Genomic DNA, 21935 nt, shown 5'->3' on the forward strand with positions numbered 1-21935 from the left:
CGCTGCAATCGTCCGCGCTTTACCCTGCGCGGCGAACCGGCCTACAGCCTCGATATGCCCTCCCCCCGAGGAACTTACCGAAAGCATTTGCAATGAAGATCGAATTCGTTTCCGGCGTCGCCGCCGATCCTGCCATCCTGGTCCTGCCGGTCGCCAAGGACGGACTGACGCATGTTCGCTGGCCCGAAACCCTGCCTGCCGCGCAATCGATCGCGCGAAGTGCGGCCGCGGCGACGCGGTTCGCTGGCGAGGCAGGGGCCGTGGTGGACCTGTTCGTCGATGCCGGCGGCGGCGGCGTGCGCCACCTCGTTCTGCTCGGCCTGGGTGCCGGGGCCGAGACCGATTGGGAAAAGGCGGGCGGCGCGCTGACCGCCAAGCTGCTGACGTCGGGCGCGACGACCGCCACGGTCGACCTTGCCGCTATTCCCGACGCACCCTCCGCAAAGGCAGCGGCGCGCTTTGCGGGGGCGGTCGCGCAGCGCGCCTGGCGCTACGACATCTATCGCACCAAGCTGCCCGAAAAGGCGAAGCCGACGCTCGCCGAGGTGCTGATCGCGGGGACTCCGGCGGATACCGATGCCGCCTGGGGTCGGACGGACGCGGTCACGAAGGGCATGGACCTGACCCGCTGGCTGGTCGCGACGCCGGCCAATATCCTGTATCCGGAAAGCTTCGTGGAAAAGGTCACGAAGGATATCGAAGGCCTCGGCCTTGAGATCATCGTGATCGACGAGCCGCAGATGGTCGAATTCGGCATGGGCGCGATGCTCGGCGTCAGCCAGGGATCGCGGCGCGAGGCGCGCATCCTCGCCCTGAAGTGGAACGGCGCAGGCGAGGGCGATCCCGCCGTAGCGCTGGTCGGCAAGGGCGTGACCTTCGACACCGGCGGCATCTCGATCAAGCCGGCCGCGGGCATGGAGGACATGAAATGGGACATGGGCGGCGCGGGCGCGGTCGCCGGTGCCATGAAGGCGATCGCGCTTCGCCAGGCCAAGGCGAACGTCATCGGCGTCATGGGCCTGGTAGAGAACATGCCCGACGGCAATGCGCAGCGTCCGGGCGATGTCGTCACCTCGATGTCGGGGCAGACGATCGAGGTTATCAACACCGACGCCGAAGGGCGGCTGGTGCTGTGCGACTGCATCACCTGGGTGCAGCGGACCTATCGGCCCGGGACGATCGTCGATCTGGCGACGCTGACGGGCGCGATGATCGTCGCGCTCGGCAGCGAACATGGCGGCGTCTTCGCGAACGACGATACGCTGGCCGACCAGTTGCTTGCGGCGGGCCGGGCGACCGGCGACCTGCTGTGGCGCTTCCCGCTGGCGGACGCGTACAACAAGCTGATCGACAGCCCGATCGCCGACATGAAGAACGTCGGCCCGCGCGGTGCCGGATCGATCACCGCGGCGCAGTTCATCCAGCGCTTCGTCGATGACGGCGTGAAATGGGCGCATCTCGATATCGCCGGCATGGTCTGGTCCGACAAGGCGGGCGCGACCTACGACAAGGGCGCGACGGGGTATGGTGTCCGGTTGCTCGACCGGTTCGTGGCGGATAATTTCGAGGGGTGAGGATGGCTGGATGCAGGTCGATTTCTATCACCTGACCGCCGCCCCGCTCGACCGCGTCCTGCCGCAGATCGCGGAAAAGGTGCTGGCGAGCGGCGCGCGGCTGTTGGTCGTCGCGGACGATGCCGCGCAGCGCGCCGCGCTCGATCGACTGTTCTGGACCTACGCCCCCGAAAGCTTCCTGCCGCACGGTCAGGCCGGGGGCGACGGCGATGCCGACCAGCCGGTGCTGATCGCCGCCGCGCCCGAACCGGCCAACGGTGCGCGCACCGTCGCGATCGTCGATGGCCGCTGGCGCAACGAAGCGCTGGCGTTCGACCGCGCCTTCCACCTGTTCGACGATGAGGCGATCCGCGAGGCGCGGCTGGCCTGGAAGACGCTATCCGACCGCGAAGGCGTCGAGCGCCGCTATTGGAAACAGACCGATACCGGGCGTTGGGAACAGGCGGCTTAGTTGCATTCGGCCCGTGTCGGCCCTAGGGCGACGCGACTTCCCCAAGCCCGATCAACCACAGGAGACCGTGACCGTCATGGCCGCGAACCGTACTTTCTCGATCATCAAGCCCGATGCCACGCGCCGCAACCTGACCGGTGCCGTCACCAAGATGCTGGAGGATGCCGGACTGCGCATCGTCGCGTCGAAGCGCATCCACATGACGCGCGATCAGGCCGAGGGCTTCTACGCCGTCCACAAGGAGCGGCCATTCTTCGACGACCTGGTCGCGTTCATGATCTCAGGCCCCGTGGTCGTGCAAGTGCTGGAGGGCGAAAACGCCATGCAGCGCAACCGCGACATCATGGGCGCAACCAATCCTGCGAACGCCGAACCCGGCACGATCCGCAAGGAGATCGCCGAGTCGATCGAGGCGAATTCGGTGCATGGTTCTGATTCCGACGAAAACGCCGAAATCGAGATCGCATATTTCTTCAAGCCGGAAGAGATCGTCGGCTGATCCCAGCCGCTCCGTCACGCCGTCCGACCGTCTCCGTCACCCCGGCCTCGTGCCGGGGTCCAGCGCCAAGCGCGGTGTCGTTCGTGGCCCTGGATGCCGGGACGAGCCCGGCATGACGGACACGAGGGTGTCGCTATTTCGGGCGAGCTTCCACAGCGCATCGAGCGCCGCCTGCGAGCCCCCCGCCGCGCGCGACCGGAACCCGGTGATCGTCAGCGCCCGACCGCGCAGGAACCGGCCGCGGGTCCGCCAGACGATGTCGTAGATACCGGTCTTCGCGCGCTGCGCATCGCCGTCGCCGTAGGTATAGCTGATCAGGATCGGCAACCGCCCGACCTGGTCGCCACCCTTGCCGGCAATGGCGTCGAGCAACGGCCGCTCGAACCAGTCACGATCGATCGTCTGATCCACCGTATCCTTCGCGCCGATCGCAAGCGGGGTCGGGAAGGCGACGCGCACATCGCGCAGTTCGTGACGCTCGTCGCGCAGCAGCGCGATCGAATCGCCGCCGTGCGATACCAGCCCGCGAAGCTCGAAACGGCCCTTTTCCTGTGCCGTCGCCGCTTCAGCCTGCGTCCGCGCGTGATCGTCCGTGCGGTGATCGGACCACGTCGTATAGAGCGACAGCGCGCCGATCAGGACGCCGACGACGGCGACCACTTCGGCCAAGGATACCCAGCGGCGGCGCGTCCGTGCGGCCTCGGCGCGTTCGGCGGACGTGTCGGTCATCGCCCGCCCGCCTCCAGCAGGCGTCGCGGGGCGACGAGCTCCCAACTGATCCCGATCCGGTCGCCGACCTGGTCCCAGTCGGTATCCGCCCGGTCGAGCCGCATCGCGACCCAGCCCGACGGGCCGAGATACGCCGGCTTGAAATAGCAATCGGGATCCATCTCGATCAGCATCGCCTGTTCCTCGGCGCCGCTCGTCTTTACGATGACGACGGTCTCGTCATCGCCGTGATGGTCGTGCCAGAAATACGCGAAGAAGCGGCCGCCCTCGATGTGGAAACCGGGTGCCCCGTGCGACGATCGCTCGGCGGCTTCCGGCAGTGCAAGACACAATGCGCGGACTTGGGCGAGTGCTGCGGCGGGATCGGGGCTCATCGTGCGACGAATGCTGACAGAATGCGCGGATAAAGGCCATGCTCCGCAGCAAGCACGCGCGCGGCGAGCGTATCGGGGGTGTCGTCGGGCTCGATCGGGACCTCGCCTTGCCCGAGCACGTCGCCGCCATCCAGTTCCTCGGTGACGATATGGACCGAACAACCGGCGATGGCATCGCCTGCCGCGATGGCGCGCGCATGCGTGTCGAGGCCCTTGTATTTCGGCAGCAGGGAGGGATGGATGTTGACGATCCTGCCGCGCCAGCGTCCGACGAACGCATCGGACAACAGCCGCATATAGCCCGCGAGCGCGATGATCTCGACACCCGCTTCGCGCAGTGCGTCTTCCAGCGCGCGTTCGTACGCGGCCTTGCCGATCCCTTTGGGCGACAGCGCGAAGGTCGCGATGCCGCGCCCGCGTGCCCAGGCGAGGCCGGCGGCGGCGGGCTTGTCCGATGCGACCATGGCGACGGTATAGCCGTGCGCCTGCTCGACGAGCGCCATCATGTTCGATCCGCGACCCGAAAGGAGGATGCCGACCTTACACTCCGTCATGCCGGGCTTGTCCCGGCATCCAGAGCCAAGCAAACCAACGGGCATCGCCGCTTGCGACCCTGGACCCCGGCACAAGGCCGGGGTGACAAAGGCACATTTTCACCCATGCTCGTGTGTCGCGCTCCAATCCGCCCGCGCGCTCCACGTCTCCACCGATCCGCGCACCGTGCAGCCCCGCTTGCCGGCCTCGACGACACCGATCCGGCGCACCGTCTCGGCCGCTGCTTCCAGTTCGCCCGCAACCGCGTCGGCATCGCCCGCACCGACCACGACCGCCATCCCGATCCCGCAGTTGAACGTCCGCGCCATCTCGCCCGGCTCGATCCCGCCCTGCGCCTGCAGGAATGCCATCAACCTGCTCTGGGGCCACGCATCCGCATCGACGACGGCGCGCGTTCCCTCGGGCAGCACGCGCGGGATGTTCTCCAGCAGGCCACCGCCGGTGATGTGCGCCAGCCCCTTGATCCGTCCGTTCGCCAGCACGGGCAGCAATGCCTTCACGTAAATCCGCGTCGGCACCATCAGCAGGTCGATCAGCAACCGGTCCTGATCGAACATCGCCGGCCGGTCCAGCTTCCACCCCTTGTCCGCCGCGAGCCGCCGGACGAGCGAGAAGCCGTTGGAATGCACCCCCGACGATTCGAGCCCGAGGATCACGTCGCCCGGCGCGATGGTCGCGCCCGTCAGCACCCGGTCGCGCTCGACCGCTCCGACGCAGAAACCCGCTAGGTCGTAATCGCCCTCGGCGTACATGCCCGGCATCTCCGCGGTCTCGCCGCCGATCAGCGCGCAGCCCGCCTGGCGACACCCCTCCGCGATCGAGGCGATGACTCGCTCGGCGATCCCCGCGTCAAGCTTCGCGGTCGCATAATAGTCGAGGAAGAACAGCGGCTCCGCACCCTGGACGATCAGGTCGTTCGCGCACATCGCGACGAGGTCGATGCCGACACCGGCATGCCGGTCCCAATCGATCGCGAGCTTCAGCTTGGTGCCCACGCCGTCGTTCGCCGCCACCAGCAACGGATCGCTGAACCCCGCGGCCTTCAGGTCGAAGAACCCGCCGAACCCGCCGATCTCCGCGTCCGCCCCTTTACGCTTCGTCGCGCGGACCAGCGGGCCGATCGCACGGACCAGCGCGTTGCCCGCCGTGATCGAGACGCCGGCATCGGCATAGATATAGGGCGTTTTCGGGCTGTCGCTATCGGGCATGACGGGGTGCTAGTCACATCGCGCTTGGATTTCCATGGCCGCTTCGCCAAAAGGCGTGGCGATGCGTATCCGGCCGACCCTCAAATCCTTCGGCCTGGCCGTGTTCCTGCTGGGAACGGCGACCGCGGTTGCGCAGATCGACGGTACGCGCGGTGTCGCCCCGATCGACAGCGCGAGCAGCTATGAAGTCGCCGGCATCGCCGTGGACGTCGCGGCGAAGACCCCGGATGCCGCACGGCTCGGCGGCTGGCGGCTCGCGCAGCGCAAGGCGTGGGTGCAGTTGTCGCGGCGTCTCGGTGGCGGTGGCGCGATGCTGTCCGACGGCGCGCTGGACGGCATCGTGTCGGGCATCGTCGTCGAGCATGAGGAGATCGGCCCCAACCGCTATATCGCGAAGCTCGGCGTGCTGTTCGACCGCGCGCGCGCGGGGTCGATCCTGGGCATTCCGGCTTACGCCGATCGATCGTCGCCGATGCTGGTCATCCCCGTCCTGTGGTCGGGCGGGGTGGGGCAGGTGTTCGAGCAGCAGACCGAGTGGCAACAGGCCTGGGCGCGGTTCCGCACCGGTGGCAGCGCGATCGATTATGTCAGGCCATCGGGCACCGGGCCCGATTCGCTGCTGCTGACCGTCGGCCAGACCGGGCGTCCCGACCGGGCGTGGTGGCGTACGATCATCGACCAATATGGTGCGACCGACATCCTGATCCCGACCGTCCGGCTCTACCGCCAATGGCCCGGCGGCCCGGTGATCGGCGTGTTCCAGGCGCGGTTCGGCCCCGACAACCGGGTTCTCGGCCAGTTCACGCTGCGTGTCGGCAATTCGGCGGGCGTTCCGCAATTGCTCGATACCGGGGTCAAGCGGCTCGACGATCTCTATCAGGGCGGTCTGCGCAGCGGCGCGCTGCGCCCCGATGCCAGCCTGCTGCCGCTGCCGTCGCCGACCGCAACGCCGACCGAGGACAGCGTGGCGAGCGACGATCAGACGCTTGCGCAGATCGTCGGCGACACGGGAACGACCGGGCAGGGGATCCCCGTCACCATACAGTTCGACACGCCCGGGGCGGCGGCCGTGTCGACGACGGAAGGCGTGCTTCGCGCGATACCCGGCGTCCGATCCGCGGCGACGGTCAGCCTCGCGCTGGGCGGCGTGTCGGTACTGCGGGTGGTCTATGACGGCGACCCGGGATCGCTGAAATCCGCTCTCGAGGTGCGCGGGTATCAGGTGCTCGGCGAGGGGCAGTCGCTGCGCATCCGGCGAGCGCCATCGCTGCTGCCCCCCGGACTTCCCGCGGACGGCGCGCCGGCGGGATGAGCCAGATGGCGCTTCCGCTCGGCTGGCCGGCGGACCCGCGCGCCGATTCGTTCATCGTCACGCCGTCCAACGCCCGCGCCGCGCATCTCCTCGACCATTGGGGCACCTGGCCGGTCAAGGCCGCGCTGCTGACGGGGCCGCGCAAATCGGGGCGCAGCCTACTCGCGCGGATCTTCGCGGCGAAAAGCGGCGGCGCGATCCTGGACGATGCGGATAATGCCGCCGAAGCCGATGTCTTCCACGCCTGGAACCGCGCGCAGGCGGATCGCCGGCCGCTCGTGATCGTCGCGGAGGTCGCACCGCCCGCCTGGAGCGTGGCGTTGCCGGACCTTCGATCGCGACTGGCCGCCAGTGCCGCAGCGGCGATCGATCCGCCCGACGACGCGCTGGTCCGCGCATTGCTCGCGCATCTGTTCGACCGACGCGGGCTGGACGCGCGGCCCGATCTCATCGACTGGATCTCCAGCCGGATCGAACGCAGTCATCTCGCCGTCATACGCACGGTCGATACGATGGAACAGGAAGCGACCGAGCGCCGCAAGCGCTTGTCGATCCCGTTCGCCCGCGCCACCTTGAGGGACGCCGGGCTATTGGCCGACGCCCGACCGTTGGAGGACCGATGAACCGCCCCGCCCATCTCGCGCATCTGGCCGAGCACGACGACGATCCATTCGTGCACCAGCCGAACGACCGCTATTTCAATCGCGAATTATCCTGGCTGGCGTTCAACCGCCGCGTGCTGGACGAGGCATGCAACACCGCGCACCCGCTGCTGGAACGGCTGCGGTTCCTGTCGATATCGGGGTCGAACCTCGACGAATTCTTCATGGTACGCGTCGCCGGGCTGAAGGGGCAGCAGTTGCAGGACGTCGACAATCGATCGGCCGACGGGCTGACCGTCGCGCAACAGCTGGTCGCGATCACCGCGGCGGCGGACGAACTGATGCGCGACCAGCAGACCGTCTGGGCGCAGATCCGCGTGTTGCTGGACGAGGCGAACGTCCATGTCCTTCGCCGCGACGAGGTCGACGACGAGGCCTCGCGCTGGCTGGAGATCTATTTCCGCGAACAGCTCTTCCCGGTCCTGACGCCGCAGGCGCTCGACCCGGCGCACCCGTTTCCGTTCATCCCCAACAAGGGACTGTCGCTGATCTTCGACCTGGTGCGCCTGTCCGACAAGGAACCGGTGCGCGAACTGGTGATGTTGCCTGCGACGATGGCGCGCTACGTCCGCCTGCCGGGCGATGTCGCGCGCTACATCGCGATCGAGGCGATCGTGAAGCGTTTCGCACCGGTGCTCTTTCCGGGTTACCGGATGGTCGGCGCGGGCGCGTTCCGGGTGCTGCGCGACAGCGATATCGAGATCGAGGAGGAGGCCGAGGATCTCGTCCGCTATTTCGCCAACGCCATCAAGCGGCGGCGGCGGGGCCGCGTCATCCGGCTGGAGCTGGAGACGAACCTGCCCGATGCGCTGGCCGCGGCGCTGAAGGAGGAATTGGGGGGGGCGGATGCGATCATCACCGAAAGCGGCGATCTGCTCGGTATTTCCGACCTCGACGGCGTGGTCGACGAAGATCGCCCCGACCTGAAATTCACGCCCTATTCGCCGCGCTTTCCCGAACGGATCCGCGAATTCGGCGGCGACTGTTTCGCCGCGATCCGCGCGAAGGACATCGTCGTCCACCATCCGTACGAGACGTTCGACGTCGTGCTCGCCTTCCTGAAACAGGCGGCGAACGACCCGGACGTGGTTGCGATCAAGCAGACGCTGTACCGCGCCGGCAAGCAGTCCGCGGTCATCAACGCGCTGATCGCGGCGGCGGAGGCGGGCAAATCGGTAACCGCGGTCGTCGAGCTGAAGGCGCGCTTCGACGAGGAGCAGAACATGCTCTGGGCCTCCGCGCTGGAACGTGCAGGCGTACAGGTCGTCTACGGCTTCATCGACTGGAAGACGCACGCCAAGGTTTCGATGGTCGTCCGCCGGGAAAGCGGTGCGTTCCGGACCTATTGCCACTTCGGCACGGGCAATTACCACCCGATCACTGCGCGCATCTATACCGACCTCAGCTTCTTCACCGCCGACCCGCAGACCGGGCGCGATGCGGCACAGATGTTCAACTACATCACCGGCTATGTCGAACCCGTCGACATGAACGTGATGAGCCTCAGCCCGCGCGATCTGCGGCCAAAACTGGTCGAGAGGATCGACGCCGAGATCGCGAACGCACGGGCGGGAAAGCCGGCGGCGATCTGGGCCAAGGTCAACAGCCTGGTCGACCCCGCGATCATCGAAAAACTGTACGAGGCGAGCGGGGCGGGGGTCGAGATCGACCTGGTCATCCGCGGCATCTGCTGCCTGCGCCCGGGCGTCGAGGGCATGTCGGAGAATATCCGCGTGAAGTCGATCATCGGACGTTTTCTGGAACACAGCCGGATCTGCGCGTTCGGCAACGGCAAGACGCTGCCCAACGACGGCGCGAAGATCTTCATCTCGTCGGCGGACTGGATGCCGCGCAATTTCGACCGCCGCGTGGAATATCTGCTGCCGATCACCAACCCGACCGTTCACGACCAGATCCTGGACCAGGTGATGGTCGCGAACCTGATCGACAATGAACAGAGCTGGGAACTGGAAAGCGACGGCAGCTATGTCCGCGTCGAGCCGGGCGACAAACCCTTCAACCTGCATCGCTATTTCATGACCAACCCGTCGCTGTCAGGGCGCGGCGCGTCGCACGGCGAATCGGAAGCGGTGCCGACGCTGTCGCTCAGGCGACGCCGTTGAGCGTCGCGGCACTCCTGTTCCGAAAGCCGCCCACGACCGCCGCCGTGGCGGTGGATCCCCGCACCGCGATCATCGACATCGGGTCCAATTCGATCCGCCTCGTCGTCTATCGGGGTCCGGCGCGGATCCCGGCGATCCTGTTCAACGAAAAGGTCATGGCCGGACTTGGGCGCGGGCTGGCCGCGACGGGATCGATCGACCGATCCGCACTCGCGGCGGCGCGAACCGCGCTCGCGCGCTTCGCCGCGGTCGCGCGGGAGATGGAGGTGGCGACGCTGCGGACCATCGCAACCGCCGCGGTGCGCGACGCGGCGAACGGCGGCGAGCTGATCGCTGCCGCAACCGCGCTTGGACTCGAAGTCGAGATCCTGTCGGGGGAACAGGAGGCGCGGGGCGCGGGCGAGGGGGTGCTGTCCGCGATCCCCGATGCGGACGGCATCGTCGGCGACCTCGGTGGCGGCAGCCTGGAACTGGTCCGCGTTCGTGCCGGCCGGATCGAGGACCGCGTGTCCTTCCCGCTGGGCGTGCTTCGCATCGCCGCCGTCCGGGCGCGACGCGGCAAAGTGTTCGAACGGATGGTGACGCGGATGATTCGCGACGCCGGCTGGACCCGCCGGGGTGCCGGGCTGCCACTCTATCTCGTCGGCGGATCATGGCGGGCGCTGGCACAGCTCGACATGAACCTGACCGGCTATCCACTGCCGGTGATCCACCAATATTCGATGCCGGTCGCGACGATCGTGCGGCTTGGCCGGACGATCGCGCATCTGCGCAAGCCGCGGCTCCGGATCATCGGCGGTTTATCGTCAGGACGGGCCGGCACCTTGTCGGATGCGACCGCGCTGCTGGCGGTCCTGCTGCGCGAACTCGGCGCGACCTCGACGATCGTCTCCGCGTTCGGCCTGCGCGAAGGCTTGCTGTTCGCAATGCTCGACGCGCCGACCCGCGCGCTCGATCCGCTGATCGTGGCAGCCCGCGAGGAGGGGCGGCTGCTCGGCCGCTTTCCAGAACATGGCGACCTGCTCGACCGCTGGATCGCGCCGCTATTCGCGCACGAGCCGCCCGCCCTGGCGCGGCTCCGCCATGTCGCGTGTCTGCTCGCGGACGTCGGCTGGCGCGCGAACCCCGAATTCCGCGCCGAACGCGGCGTCGAGATCGCGCTTCACGGCAATTGGGTCGCGATCGAGGCGAGCGGGCGGGCGATGGTCGCGCAGGCGTTGTTCACCGGGCTCGGTGGCGGGCCGATCGCGCCCGCGCCGCTCGCGCTGCTGGCGACCGCCGAAGAATTGCAGGCGGCTGTCGCCTGGGGGCTGGCGATCCGGCTGGGCCAGCGGCTGAGCGGCGGGCTGGCGGGGCCGTTGCAGCGTACGCGCATCACCGACACGGGGACGTCGCTGGTGCTGCACGTCGCGCCGGAGGACCGCGACCTGTACGGCGAGGCGGTCGAGCGGCGGCACGCGGCGCTTGCGGCGAAACTGACGCTGAAGGCGAAGGTGGAGACGGATTGACAGCAAACTATCCGACCTGCCCTCACCCTTCCGGCGCTTCGCGCCTCCCTCCCTCTCCCAGCGGGAGAGCGAAAAGACGCCGAAGTTGGCGAAGGGTGAGGGCAGGCAGTACCTTCAGGCTTCGGCATCCTCCGTCCGAGTCATCTTCAGCTTCCCCCCCTTGACCGCGAAACCAAGCCGCCCTTCCACCAGATCGACCGCATCGCGCCCGAATTGGTCGAACCGCCAGCCTTCCAGCATCGGCAGCCCGGTGCGCACCCCGGCCGCCAGCGCCTCCAGTTCGTCGCTGCGCGCGAGCAGCTTGGACGCGACGTCGATGTCGCGCGATCGGATCTTGAGCAGCAGCTTGAGCAGGTCGGCGACGAGCGATCCGTCCTTGCCGAGCCCCGGCTTGCGATCATCGCGTAACGGCAACTCGTCCGACGTCATCGGCGTCGCGCCGTCCAGCGCCGCCATCAGCCGCGCGCCGATATCGTTCGTCGCCCAGCTCGCGGACAACCCGCGGACCTTGGCAAGATCGGCCTGCTTGCGCGGCGGATGGCCTGCCATGTCGGCCAGCGTCTCGTCCTTGACGATCCGCCCGCGCGGCAGGTCCTTGCCCTGCGCCTCGATCTCGCGCCATTTGGCGAGCGCGCGCAGGCGGCCGAGCACGTCGGGCTTTCGCCCCGCGACCTTCACCCGCTTCCACGCCTCCTCCGGATCGTTCGCATAATTCGACGGATCGGCGAGCCGCTCCATCTCCTGGTCCAGCCAGTCGCCGCGACCGGTCTTGCGCAACCGTTCCAGCATTTTGGGAAAGATGGCCGACAGATGAGTCACGTCGCCGATCGCATATTCGATCTGGCGCGCATCGAGCGGCCGGCGCGACCAGTCGGTGAAGCGCGCACCCTTGTCGACCACGATCCCGAGCCAGCTATCGACCAGGTTCGAATAGCCGATCTGCTCGCCCTGGCCGAGCGCCATCGCCGCGATCTGCGTGTCGAACAGCGGGTGCGGGGTCTTGCCGGTCAGGTTGTAGACGATTTCGATATCCTGGCCGCCCGCATGGAAGACCTTCAGCACCTCCTCGTTGTCGACCAGCAGCGACAGCAGCGGACCCAGGTCGATCCCCTTCGCCATCGGATCGATCGCCGCGGCCTCGTTGGTGTCGGCGATCTGGATCAGGCACAGTTCGGGGTAGAACGTACTCTCGCGCATGAACTCGGTATCGACGGTGACGAAGTCGGCCTTGGCGAGACGGGTGCAAAGCGCCGCGAGGGTCTCGCTGTCGGTAATCAGGGGATGGATATGCATCGCCCAGCCCATAGCGACGGTTGCGCGCCTTGACAAAGAGCGGTGGCACGGGGGAGGGGCGCGCGTATGACCGATATGCACGCCTACCGAACCCACCACTGCGCCGCGCTGACGGCGACGACCGTCGGCGACACCGTTCGCCTGTCCGGCTGGGTCCACCGCCGCCGCAATCACGGCGGCGTATTGTTCGTCGATCTGCGCGACCATTACGGCCTGACCCAGATCGTCGCCGACGGCGACTCGCCCGCCCTGGCCACGCTGGAAAGCGTGCGGCTGGAGTCGGTCGTGACGATCGACGGCGTCGTGAAGCGTCGGTCCGAAGGCACGGTGAACCCCGGTCTCGCGACCGGCGAGATCGAGGTGTTCGCGCAAGGGTGCACGATCCTCTCCGCCGCCGAGGAATTGCCGATGCCGGTGGCGGGCGAGCAGGAGTATCCCGAGGAGATCCGGCTGCGCTATCGTTTCCTCGATCTGCGCCGCGAGACGCTGCACGCCAACATCGTCCGCCGCACGAAGGTCATCTCGGACATGCGCCGCCGGATGGAGGCCGCGGGCTTTACCGAATATGCGACCCCGATCCTGACCGCCTCCTCGCCTGAGGGCGCGCGCGACTTCCTGGTGCCGAGCCGCATCCATCCGGGCAAATTCTACGCGCTGCCGCAGGCACCGCAGCAGTATAAGCAGCTGCTGATGGTCGCCGGTTTCGACCGGTATTTCCAGATCGCACCGTGCTTTCGCGACGAGGATCCGCGCGCCGACCGGCTGCCGGGCGAATTCTACCAGCTCGACCTCGAAATGAGCTTCGTCACCCAGGAAGAAGTCTGGGCGACGATGGAGCCGGTGATCGGCGGCGTGTTCGAGGCGTTCGCCGACGGCCGTACCGTCACGCCGAGCGGTCAGTTCCCGCGGATCGCGCATAGCGAGGCGATGCTGAAATACGGATCGGACAAGCCCGATCTGCGCAATCCGCTGCTCATCGCCGACGTCTCGCGTCACTTCGAACAATCGGGTTTCGGCCTGTTCGAGGCGATGGTCGCACGCGGCGAAGTGGTCCGCGCGATCCCGGCACCCAAGACGGCCGACAAGAGCCGCAAATTCTTCGACGACATGAACAACTGGGCGCGCGGGGAGGGGCATGCCGGTCTGGGTTACGTTACCCGCAAGGGCGGCGAATTCGGCGGCCCGATCGCCAAGAACCACGGCGTCGAGGGGATCGCCGCGCTCTATGCCGAACTGGGGCTCGGCGAGGACGACGGCCTGTTCTTCGCCGCGGGCAAGGAGGCGCAGGCGGCGAAACTGGCTGGCCTCGCCCGCACCCGCATCGCCGACCAGCTGGGCCTGATCGAGCAGGGCGCGTTCCGGCTTTGCTGGATCGTCGATTTCCCGTTCTACGAATATGACGAGGACGAGAAGCGGGTCGATTTCGCGCACAATCCTTTCTCGATGCCGCAGGGTGGGCTGGACGCGCTGACCAACGACGACCCGCTGACGATCAAGGCGTACCAATACGACCTCGTCTGCAACGGCTTCGAGATCGCGTCCGGGTCGATCCGCAACCAGCATCCCGACCTGATGGTCAAGGCGTTCGAGCTGGTCGGCCTGTCCAAGGCCGATGTCGAGGAGCGGTTCGGCGGCCTGTACCGCGCGTTCCAGTACGGCGCACCCCCGCATGGCGGCATGGCGGCGGGCGTCGACCGGATCGTCATGCTGCTGTGCGGTGCGCAGAACCTGCGCGAGGTGACGCTGTTCCCGATGAACCAGCGCGCCGAGGACCTGCTGATGGGCGCGCCCAGCATCGCAAGCACGCGGCAGCTTCGCGAACTTGCGCTTCGTTCGACAGCGGAGGCGAAGAAGGATGTCGGTGCCACGGTCGCCCCGGCTGCCGGATGACGATCGACCTCGCCACCTTCGAACGCGGCCGCAAATACAAGGGCCATTACCGCCGCGACCTGAAGGCGGTCCAGATCCGCCTGAAGCACATCCAGGTCGCGTACATCGTCCACGGGCGCGCGGCGATCGTGATGTTCGAGGGCTGGGACGCGGCGGGGAAGGGCGGGATCATCCAGCGCCTGACCGCGCGCTGGGACCCGCGCAACTACGAAGTCTGGCCGATTGCCGCCCCCAGCGATGAAGAAAAGAAACACAGCTTCCTCTGGCGCTTCCGCCGCCGCCTCCCGCGCGCCGGCGACATCGCGGTGTTCGACCGCAGCTGGTACGGCCGCGTGCTGGTCGAACGGGTCGAGGCGTTCGCGACCCCGGAAGAGTGGGACCGCGGATACGGCGAGATCAACGCGTTCGAGGCGAAGCTGGTCGAGGGCGGCACCACGCTGCTCAAGCTGTTCGTGCATGTGAGCCGCGCGGAACAGGACAAGCGCCTGCGCGCGCGGCTGACCAATCCATGGAAGCGGTGGAAGACCGGCCTCGACGACTACCGCAACCGCGACAAGCGCCCGGCCTATCTCGCGGCGATGCACGACATGTTCGCGCGCACCGACACGGCCATCGCGCCGTGGCACGTGATCGATGGCAACGACAAGAAGGCCGCCCGCATCGCCGCACTGACGTGGATTGCGGATCGGCTTGAGGAGGGGGCACCGATGGACCCGCCGGCGCTCGATCCGGCGGTGGAGAAGGTGGCGCGAGAGGCGTTGGGGTAGGGGGCGGATGGCTGGATTGGGTGGTGGGCGGAATGGCTGCTTCGCGGCTGGATCATTGTCAAAGCCGCCACTACCATCGCCCGATGGACTTCTCCGGCGTTATTTTGATCCCGCTCGCGGCCGTGATTACCGCGTGCTGGATGATCGGCGCGGCCATCGTGTCGAAGAATGGCCCGGGCTTTCGAGCACCATTCCTCCTGTCCTATGGGCTTGGCGTGCTCTTCATGGAGCCGTGGAGGATAGCGGCATGGCAAGAACTCGGCATGTTCGCGGTTATGCTCGTTATGCTCGCTCTGTGGGTTGCCGCCGGATGCATCATTGGCGGCATTCCTGCGGCGCTGATCGTCGCTCTTGTTAAAAAGTTGCGGCTACGCTTCGGACATTAATGAACGGTGGCAATCGGGAAGCAGGAAGCCCGCCTCGAACGGCTGACTTTGGGTCGCTTCCCGCCTGACCGCTTCAGCTGTCCGATAGCGTCCGGGCCGGTTTCGCCGGCCTTGCCAACTCCGCCTTGCTCGCTCACGATATCGACGATCGGGGGAATGGCGATGAAAGTAGTGACGTTCACGGTATTGGCGCTCGCGGTTGCCGGCTGTGGCCAAGGCGGATCGAACGTCGTCCAGCACTCGGCCGGTGGCCAGACGGTGACCGTCGCCGACAGCAAAAATGGCGATCTCAAGGCCGAAGTCGGGGCGACGGCGACCATGCCGACCGATCTCCCTTCATGGACGCCCGCCTACCCGGGAAGCACGGTGGAAATGGCTCAGCAACAGAGCCGGCCTACCGGGGGCGCAGTCGAGAATGTGATGCTGAGCACGCGCGACGATCTAACGAAGGTCACCGCCTTCTATGATGCGAAGATTGCTAAGGCAGGCGTGAAACTGATGCAATCCGTGGTTAGCGCCGATGTTTCAACTAGGATGGCGGAAACACCAGCCGGCATCGTCGGGGTGACGGTGTCGCGAGCCGACGACGGCGGCAGCACAATTTCGATCACGCGTTTGCCGAAATCGTAGCAGGCGAGCCCGAACCACCCTTCCTGATGTCGCCGTGCTCGAAATGCAGGAACGCGGCGCCACCGCGGAGTGCTTCGTCCCTCTGTCCTACAACCCGGCAGTCATGTCATGTCGGCGCAATGGACATACGCCTCGCTCGACCATCCCAGATCGCTGGACCGAATGCCGTAAGTCCTTGTTTTCACACGAAGTGGAAAGGCGAATGGCACACCTCCACTTCCTCCACTTCCGCGGCGATTCCGGTGGCCGGAAGATGGGGCGATCGAGCGATCTCGTACCCGAGTCCGGCGACCGTCCGCACGCTACGCCGGCCCGAACGCCCCATCTTCGCCCATCACATGCAGCACGCCGTCGCGAATCGCGAAATACGCGCCGCGCAGTTTGAGCGTACCCGCAACCTCGCGCTCGCGAACGAAGGGGAAGCTGCGCAGGTTTTCGATCGAGACGCGGACGGTTTCCAGTTCCAGCGCGCGGATCGCACCGGGGCCGTCGCCATGCTCCGCGACGATGCGGTCGCGCGCGGCGTCGAGCATGTCCACCCAGTGGCCGATGAACCCCCCCGCGCCGGGTGTCGCGTCGACGAAGCGGCGCGACAGCGCGGCGGCGACTCCGCCGCAGCTGCCGTGGCCCATCACCACGATCTCGGGCACTTCCAGCTGCGTCACCGCGAATTCCAGCGCGGCGGAGACGCCGTGGCGGCCGCTGTCCGCTTCGAAGGGCGGCACGAGGTTGGCGACGTTGCGCACCACGAACATCTCGCCGGGCGATGCGTCGAAGATCTGCGTGGGGTCCACGCGGCTGTCCGAACAGGCGATGACCATCACCTTGGGGGACTGGCCCTGGCTGAGTTCCGCCCAGCGCTCGCGCTCGCGTCGCCAGTCGGTGTCGCGGAAGCGGTGATAGCCGGCGATCAGGTCGGTAAAGCTCGTCATACGCGGCGGCATAGCGCGTTGTTTCGCGGCCGTGCAGTCGCTATCTCGCCGACATGAACGAGATGACACCGCTTGCTATGGCACCCCGCGCGCGCAAGCCCGACTGGATTCGGGTCAAGGCACCGACTTCGGTGGGCTTCGCCGAAACCAAGGCGATGATGCGCCGGCTGAACCTCAACACGGTGTGCGAGGAAGCGGCCTGCCCGAACATCGGCGAATGCTGGACGAAGAAGCACGCGACGGTGATGATCCTCGGCGATACCTGCACCCGCGCCTGCGCTTTCTGCAACGTGAAGACGGGGATGCCGCGTGCGGTCGACGTGCTGGAGCCGCAGCATACCGCGGACGCCGCGGCGGAGCTGGGGCTGGAGCATATCGTGATAACGTCGGTCGACCGCGACGATCTGCCCGATGGCGGTGCGTCGCAGTTCGTCAAGGTCATCGAGGCACTGCGGCGCACGACGCCCCGCACGACGATCGAGATCCTGACCCCCGATTTCCGCAACAAGGCGCAGGCCGCGGTGGAGTCGATCGTCGAGGCGCGACCCGACGTCTACAACCATAATCTGGAGACGGTGCCGCGGCTGTATCCGACGATCCGACCCGGTGCGCGCTACTATGCATCGCTACGGTTGCTCGAAAGCGTGAAGCGGCATGACCCGTCGATCTTCACCAAATCGGGGGTGATGATGGGGCTGGGCGAGGAACGGCTGGAGGTCCATCAGGTGATGGACGACATGCGGTCCGCCGACATCGATTTCCTGACGATGGGGCAGTATCTGCAACCGACCCCGCGCCATGCCAAGGTCGCGGAGTTCGTGACGCCGAAAGCATTCGACGCCTATGCGGGCGTGGCGCGGGCCAAGGGCTTCCTGCTGGTCGCCGCGTCGCCGCTCACCCGGTCGAGCTATCACGCCGGCGACGATTTCGCGCGGCTGCGCGCGGCGCGAGAGGCGAAGCTGGGGGCGGCGCGCGGCTGACATGCCCAAGCACGCCGAGACGCGGGTCCTTCCCTACACCCCCGAACAGATGTTCGACATGGTCGCCGATGTCGGCCGCTATGCCGAATTCCTGCCCTGGGTGTCGGCGATGCGCGTGCGCAAGGACAGCGATACCGCGACGGTCGCTGATATGATCGTCGGCTTCAAGGGCCTGCGCGAGACGTTCACGTCGCAGGTCCGCAAGGTGCGGCCGAGCGAGATCATGGTCGACTATATCGACGGGCCATTGAAATATCTGCGCAACGAATGGCGGTTCCGGCCCGATCCGGCGGGATGCGCGGTCGATTTCAGCGTCGATTTCGCGTTCAAGAACCGGGTGTTCGAGCTGCTGGCCGGGCAAGTGTTCGGCGTCGCGCTGCGCAAGATGATCGGTGCGTTCGAGGAACGCGCGCACGTCCTCTACGGCGCGGGTTCGACCGGCAACAGCAGTTCGAGCGCGCAGAGCGTCGCCTGAAGCCGGATGCCGCCGCGCCCCAGATCCCCGAAATCTCGGCGGTCGGCATGGATGTCGCTCGGGTCCGCGCCCCGTTCGGCGCGGGCGAAGACCACGGTGCCGACGGGTTTCTTGACCGTCCCGCCGCCCGGTCCGGCGACCCCGGTGATGGCGACCGCGACGTCCGCGTCGGTCACCTTCAGCGCCGCCTGGGCCATGCTCCATGCGACCGCGATCGATACGGCCCCGAACGTGTCGATCACATCCGGGCTGACTTTCAGCAACCCGATCTTCGCGTCGTTCGAATAGGTGACGAAACCGGCCTCCAATATGTCCGACGACCCCGGTATCTCGGTCAGCGCAGCCGCGACGAGGCCGCCGGTGCAGCTTTCCGCGACCGCGACGCGGCGGCCGAGCGCCTGGTTGCGTTCGACGACGCGCCGCGCCGCCTCGATCAGTTCGGTGGGAAGGATCGTATCGGTCATCGTCCATCCTCGTTGCAAAGCGGCAGGTCGGGAACGTCCGTCGCCTTGCCGCCGGCCTTCTGGCGCTTCAGATATTGCAGCGTCGTTAGGACGATACCCGCAATGTTGCGCGGCGGCAGGGGTGCGAGATTGGTCACCAGCCGGTCGATCGTCGTGCAGTCCCGAACCGCGATCCGCCCGACGATCAACGGCACGATGATCGACGTCAGCAACGGCCGGGCATAATCGGACTGGAGGAGGATATCGGCCGCCGGATCGCTGAGCTTCACGATCGCCGCACGGGCCGCCGGCCATGCCTGGTCCGCCGTCGCCCGGTAGCGGCCGATCAGCGCGCCGTCCGCACGGCGAATCGGGCTGGCCTCGGGCAAGCGCGCGGCGCAGAGCCGGCCGGTCTCGCGCAGGATATCGGGCATCGCGACCAGCACCATCGCCTGCGCCTCCGGATCGGTCAGGCAGACGCGCGCCGGTTGCGGGGGTGCCGCCGCCAATGCCAGCATCAGCGCCAGCTTCATCGCGGCCGGCTCGGCAAGCTGACCGTCGCCGCCGCCTGCGTCGCGATCCCTTCGCCGCGACCGGTAAAGCCGAGCCGCTCGGTCGTCGTCGCCTTCACGCTGACCCGGTCGGGCGACAATGCGAGCAGGTCGGCGATGCGCGCCACCATGGCGGCGCGGTGCGGGCCGATCTTCGGCGCTTCGCACATGATCGTCAGGTCGACGAAGTCGATCCGACCGCCTTTATCGACGATCAGCGCGGCGGCGTGCCGCAGGAACCGCGCGGAGTCCGCGCCTTTCCATTGCGGATCGCTCGGCGGGAAATGCGTACCGATGTCGCCCGCCGCGATCGTGCCCAGCAGCGCGTCGGTCAGCGCATGAAGCGCGACATCCGCATCGCTATGCCCGGACAGGCCCTTGTCGTGCGGGATCAGCACCCCGCCGAGCCACAATGCCTCGCCCGCCTCCAGCCGGTGGACATCGAAACCGGTCGCCATACGCGTCTCGCGCGGCAACCGGGCTTCCGCTGCGGCGAAATCTTCGGGATAGGTCACTTTATCGAGCATGGCATCGCCCTGCACCAACGCGACGGTGCCGCCAAGCCGCCGCACCATCTGGGCATCGTCGGTCGCTTCTTCGGTCCCGGGCCAGGCTGCATGCGCGGCGGCGAGGCGATCGACACGAAAACCTTGCGGGGTCTGCACGCGAACGATTCCGACGCGGGGGACGATATCGCCGAGCAGCACGTCGCCATGGGCCATCGTGTCGGCCGCCGGCAGCACCGGGACCGCGCCATCATGCGTCGTCAGCGCCGCGATGACGCGGTCGATCACCACGGAGGGTATGATCGGGCGCGCGGCGTCGTGGACCAGTATCCGTGTCGCCTCGGTCGCGGCGACCGCGGCGAGGCCGCATTCGACCGACTCCCGCCGTGTCGCGCCGCCACCGACGATCGTCGCACCTTCGCCCAGCAGCGCCACCGCGTGCGCGCGGTCCGCCTCTGCCACGACGACCAAGACATCGGCGATCGCCGGATGGCGGACGAACGCGTCATAGGCGTGCAGCAGCATCGCTCGACCCGCCAGGGGCGCGAACTGCTTTGGACGATCGCCGCCGGCGCGCGAACCGGACCCGGCAGCAACGATCAGCGCCACGACGTGAGGGGGGTTGCTCATGCGGCGGCCGCTAGCGCAAGCGGCGTCGCCTTGCCAGCCCGCGGCCGATCGGTTAGGCATTGCCCGTTTTTTAGGCAGACATATGCGACCGCTTGCGCCCCTCCAGATCGGCCCCGTCCGGATCGACTGCCCGGTCATCCTGGCACCGATGACCGGCGTCACCGATATGCCGTTCCGCACCCTCGTCCGCCGCTACGGTTCGGGATTGAACGTTACCGAGATGATCGCGAGCCAGGCCGCGATCCGCGAAACCCGGCAATCCTTGCAGAAGGCGGCGTGGCATCCGTCGGAGGAACCGGTGTCGATGCAGCTGGTCGGCTGCACCCCTTACGAGATGGGGGAGGCGGCACGGCTGGCGGAGGACCGGGGGGCCGCGGTCATCGACATCAACATGGGCTGCCCGGTCCGCAAGGTGACGAGCGGCGATGCCGGTTCGGCGCTGATGCGCGACACCCGGCTGGCTGCGGCGATCATCAAGGGGATTACCGCGGCCGTCTGCGCACCCGTCACGCTGAAGATGCGGATGGGCTGGTGTCACGACAGTCTGAACGCCCCCGAACTGGCGCGGATTGCCGAGGATTTGGGCGTGAAACTGGTCACCGTCCACGGCCGCACGCGCAACCAGATGTACAAGGGCGTCGCCGATTGGGGCTTCGTCGCGCGAGTCAAGCAGGCGGTGTCGATCCCCGTGATCGTGAATGGCGATATCTGTTCGGTCGAGGATGCCGAGGCCGCGGTCGACCAATCGGGTGCGGACGGCGTCATGATCGGTCGCGGAGCCTATGGCCGGCCATGGCTGCTCGGCCAGATCATGGCGTATCTGCAGACCGGCCGACGGATTCCCGATCCGACGATCGACGAACAATATCGCGCGATCGCCGGACATTACGAGGCGATGCTGGAGCATTACGGCCCCGTCACCGGGGTCAATATGGCGCGCAAGCATATCGGCTGGTATACGCGCGGGCTGCCGGGATCGGCGGAGTTCCGCAACAGCGTCAACCAGCAGCCCGATGCACGCGTGGTAAAGGCGATGCTGGCCGAATTCTACGCACCGTGGCGGCAGCTTGCCGCCGCCTGAGCCGCAGCGCCATGATCGACCCGGTTTCGCGGCGCTGTTCGCCGCGCTGCCGGTCGCCACGATCGTTCTCGATCCCGAGGATCGGATCACCCACGCGAACACCGCCGCCGAACAGATGCTGAACCTGTCGGAACGGCTGATGATCGGACAGCCGATCGATGCGATCCTGCCGCCGCCGGGCCTTTCACGAGGCTCGCACGGCAATGATGTCGCGATGCTCGACATCGAGATGGAGACGTCCCGCGGCGTCCGGATGCGGGTCGATTTTATCGCGACGCAGGTGCCGGCATCGCCTGGCTGGCGGGCGATCACGCTTCGCACGACGAGGCGGATGCGGACGCTGGGCGGCACGCCGGACCGCGCGGCGGCGGGGCGG

General features: G+C 67.3%; 24 protein-coding genes. 15 read left to right on the top strand and 9 right to left on the bottom strand.

What is annotated here, in order from left to right; genetic code table 11:
- Window positions 1–92: 92 nt before the first annotated feature.
- The 3 genes from HUU99_RS04950 (at window position 93) to ndk (ending at window position 2524) form a co-directional block, all read left to right on the top strand.
- Window positions 93–1574, top strand: coding sequence for a leucyl aminopeptidase (locus HUU99_RS04950; protein WP_174285460.1), 1482 nt, complete (start codon window positions 93–95; stop codon window positions 1572–1574).
- 10 nt (window positions 1575–1584) lie between these two features.
- The gene (locus HUU99_RS04955; protein WP_174285461.1) at window positions 1585–2025 is read left to right on the top strand and encodes a DNA polymerase III subunit chi; all 441 of its coding nucleotides are present in this window, start codon (window positions 1585–1587) and stop codon (window positions 2023–2025) included.
- A gap of 76 nt (window positions 2026–2101) precedes the next feature.
- On the top strand, window positions 2102–2524 hold the full coding sequence (ndk, locus tag HUU99_RS04960; protein ID WP_174285492.1) for a nucleoside-diphosphate kinase: 423 nt from the start codon (window positions 2102–2104) through the stop codon (window positions 2522–2524).
- A gap of 36 nt (window positions 2525–2560) precedes the next feature.
- Here ndk and HUU99_RS04965 read toward each other — a convergent pair whose 3' ends face one another.
- The 4 genes from HUU99_RS04965 to purM all read right to left on the bottom strand — a co-directional run bounded on the left by HUU99_RS04965 (window position 2561) and on the right by purM (window position 5390).
- Window positions 2561–3253 (bottom strand): hypothetical protein, encoded by a 693-nt coding sequence (locus HUU99_RS04965; RefSeq protein ID WP_174285462.1) that lies wholly within the window; start codon window positions 3251–3253, stop codon window positions 2561–2563.
- Window positions 3250–3627 carry an MmcQ/YjbR family DNA-binding protein gene (locus tag HUU99_RS04970; protein ID WP_174285463.1) on the bottom strand — a complete coding sequence of 126 codons (378 nt, stop codon included), beginning with the start codon at window positions 3625–3627 and terminating at the stop codon, window positions 3250–3252. Before HUU99_RS04970 ends, HUU99_RS04965 begins: the two co-directional genes overlap by 4 nt.
- Complete coding sequence (gene purN, locus HUU99_RS04975; protein WP_174285464.1) at window positions 3624–4181, bottom strand: phosphoribosylglycinamide formyltransferase; 558 nt, start codon at window positions 4179–4181, stop codon at window positions 3624–3626. Before purN ends, HUU99_RS04970 begins: the two co-directional genes overlap by 4 nt.
- A 99-nt stretch (window positions 4182–4280) precedes the next feature.
- Window positions 4281–5390, bottom strand: a complete 1110-nt coding sequence (gene purM / locus HUU99_RS04980) for a phosphoribosylformylglycinamidine cyclo-ligase (protein ID WP_174285465.1) — start codon at window positions 5388–5390, stop codon at window positions 4281–4283.
- A 61-nt stretch (window positions 5391–5451) separates the two neighbouring features.
- On the opposite strand from purM, the gene HUU99_RS04985 reads away from it, so the two are divergent.
- Genes HUU99_RS04985 through HUU99_RS05000 form a run of 4 tightly spaced genes read left to right on the top strand, consistent with a single transcriptional unit; the run spans window position 5452 to window position 10995 of the window.
- Window positions 5452–6702, top strand: a complete 1251-nt coding sequence (locus HUU99_RS04985) for a heavy-metal-associated domain-containing protein (protein WP_254602932.1) — start codon at window positions 5452–5454, stop codon at window positions 6700–6702.
- Entirely contained in the window at window positions 6699–7325 is a 627-nt protein-coding gene (locus HUU99_RS04990) for an HdaA/DnaA family protein (RefSeq protein WP_174285466.1), read from the top strand. The genes HUU99_RS04985 and HUU99_RS04990 overlap by 4 nt, the downstream gene beginning before the upstream one ends.
- Window positions 7322–9487, top strand: a complete 2166-nt coding sequence (locus HUU99_RS04995; protein ID WP_174285467.1) for an RNA degradosome polyphosphate kinase — start codon at window positions 7322–7324, stop codon at window positions 9485–9487. The genes HUU99_RS04990 and HUU99_RS04995 overlap by 4 nt, the downstream gene beginning before the upstream one ends.
- Entirely contained in the window at window positions 9484–10995 is a 1512-nt protein-coding gene (locus tag HUU99_RS05000) for a Ppx/GppA family phosphatase (RefSeq protein WP_254602933.1), read from the top strand. The genes HUU99_RS04995 and HUU99_RS05000 overlap by 4 nt, the downstream gene beginning before the upstream one ends.
- Before the next feature lie 114 nt (window positions 10996–11109).
- On the opposite strand, the gene rnd is transcribed toward HUU99_RS05000, so the two are convergent.
- Window positions 11110–12288 carry a ribonuclease D gene (gene rnd / locus HUU99_RS05005; protein ID WP_174285468.1) on the bottom strand — a complete coding sequence of 393 codons (1179 nt, stop codon included), beginning with the start codon at window positions 12286–12288 and terminating at the stop codon, window positions 11110–11112.
- 75 nt (window positions 12289–12363) lie between these two features.
- Here rnd and aspS point away from each other — a divergent pair, with 75 nt between their 5' ends.
- The 4 genes from aspS to HUU99_RS05025 all read left to right on the top strand — a co-directional run bounded on the left by aspS (window position 12364) and on the right by HUU99_RS05025 (window position 15961).
- Window positions 12364–14178, top strand: coding sequence for an aspartate--tRNA ligase (gene aspS / locus HUU99_RS05010; RefSeq protein WP_174285495.1), 1815 nt, complete (start codon window positions 12364–12366; stop codon window positions 14176–14178).
- Window positions 14175–14945, top strand: coding sequence for a polyphosphate kinase 2 family protein (locus HUU99_RS05015; RefSeq protein ID WP_174285469.1), 771 nt, complete (start codon window positions 14175–14177; stop codon window positions 14943–14945). Before aspS ends, HUU99_RS05015 begins: the two co-directional genes overlap by 4 nt.
- Before the next feature lie 83 nt (window positions 14946–15028).
- On the top strand, window positions 15029–15331 hold the full coding sequence (locus tag HUU99_RS05020) for a hypothetical protein (RefSeq protein ID WP_174285470.1): 303 nt from the start codon (window positions 15029–15031) through the stop codon (window positions 15329–15331).
- Window positions 15332–15487: 156 nt separating this feature from the next.
- A complete protein-coding gene (locus tag HUU99_RS05025; RefSeq protein WP_174285471.1) occupies window positions 15488–15961 on the top strand; it encodes a hypothetical protein in 474 nt (157 codons plus the stop codon).
- Between the two features lie 302 nt (window positions 15962–16263).
- Here HUU99_RS05025 and HUU99_RS05030 read toward each other — a convergent pair whose 3' ends face one another.
- Window positions 16264–16893 (bottom strand): carbonic anhydrase, encoded by a 630-nt coding sequence (locus tag HUU99_RS05030; RefSeq protein WP_174285496.1) that lies wholly within the window; start codon window positions 16891–16893, stop codon window positions 16264–16266.
- A 53-nt stretch (window positions 16894–16946) separates the two neighbouring features.
- Between HUU99_RS05030 and lipA the strand changes: the two genes are divergently transcribed.
- Both lipA and HUU99_RS05040 read left to right on the top strand, forming a co-directional pair.
- Window positions 16947–17873, top strand: coding sequence for a lipoyl synthase (gene lipA, locus HUU99_RS05035; protein ID WP_174285472.1), 927 nt, complete (start codon window positions 16947–16949; stop codon window positions 17871–17873).
- Window position 17874: 1 nt separating this feature from the next.
- Entirely contained in the window at window positions 17875–18348 is a 474-nt protein-coding gene (locus HUU99_RS05040; RefSeq protein WP_174285473.1) for a type II toxin-antitoxin system RatA family toxin, read from the top strand.
- Here the strand turns inward: HUU99_RS05040 and HUU99_RS05045 are convergent.
- From HUU99_RS05045 to HUU99_RS05055, 3 genes are read right to left on the bottom strand one after another with little or no spacing between them, the layout of a single operon-like run.
- Entirely contained in the window at window positions 18294–18812 is a 519-nt protein-coding gene (locus HUU99_RS05045; protein ID WP_174285474.1) for a CinA family protein, read from the bottom strand. The genes HUU99_RS05040 and HUU99_RS05045 overlap by 55 nt on opposite strands.
- Complete coding sequence (locus HUU99_RS05050) at window positions 18809–19324, bottom strand: hypothetical protein (RefSeq protein WP_174285475.1); 516 nt, start codon at window positions 19322–19324, stop codon at window positions 18809–18811. Before HUU99_RS05050 ends, HUU99_RS05045 begins: the two co-directional genes overlap by 4 nt.
- Entirely contained in the window at window positions 19321–20478 is a 1158-nt protein-coding gene (locus HUU99_RS05055) for a bifunctional 2-C-methyl-D-erythritol 4-phosphate cytidylyltransferase/2-C-methyl-D-erythritol 2,4-cyclodiphosphate synthase (protein WP_174285476.1), read from the bottom strand. The genes HUU99_RS05050 and HUU99_RS05055 overlap by 4 nt, the downstream gene beginning before the upstream one ends.
- Before the next feature lie 82 nt (window positions 20479–20560).
- Between HUU99_RS05055 and dusB the strand changes: the two genes are divergently transcribed.
- Window positions 20561–21559 (top strand): tRNA dihydrouridine synthase DusB, encoded by a 999-nt coding sequence (dusB, locus tag HUU99_RS05060; RefSeq protein ID WP_174285477.1) that lies wholly within the window; start codon window positions 20561–20563, stop codon window positions 21557–21559.
- On the top strand, window positions 21546–21935 hold a 390-nt coding region (locus tag HUU99_RS05065), incomplete at its 3' end, for a PAS domain-containing protein (RefSeq protein WP_174285478.1). The genes dusB and HUU99_RS05065, both read left to right, overlap by 14 nt.

The organism is Sphingomonas bacterium (assembly GCF_903642285.1).
GTDB lineage: Bacteria > Pseudomonadota > Alphaproteobacteria > Sphingomonadales > Sphingomonadaceae > Sphingomonas.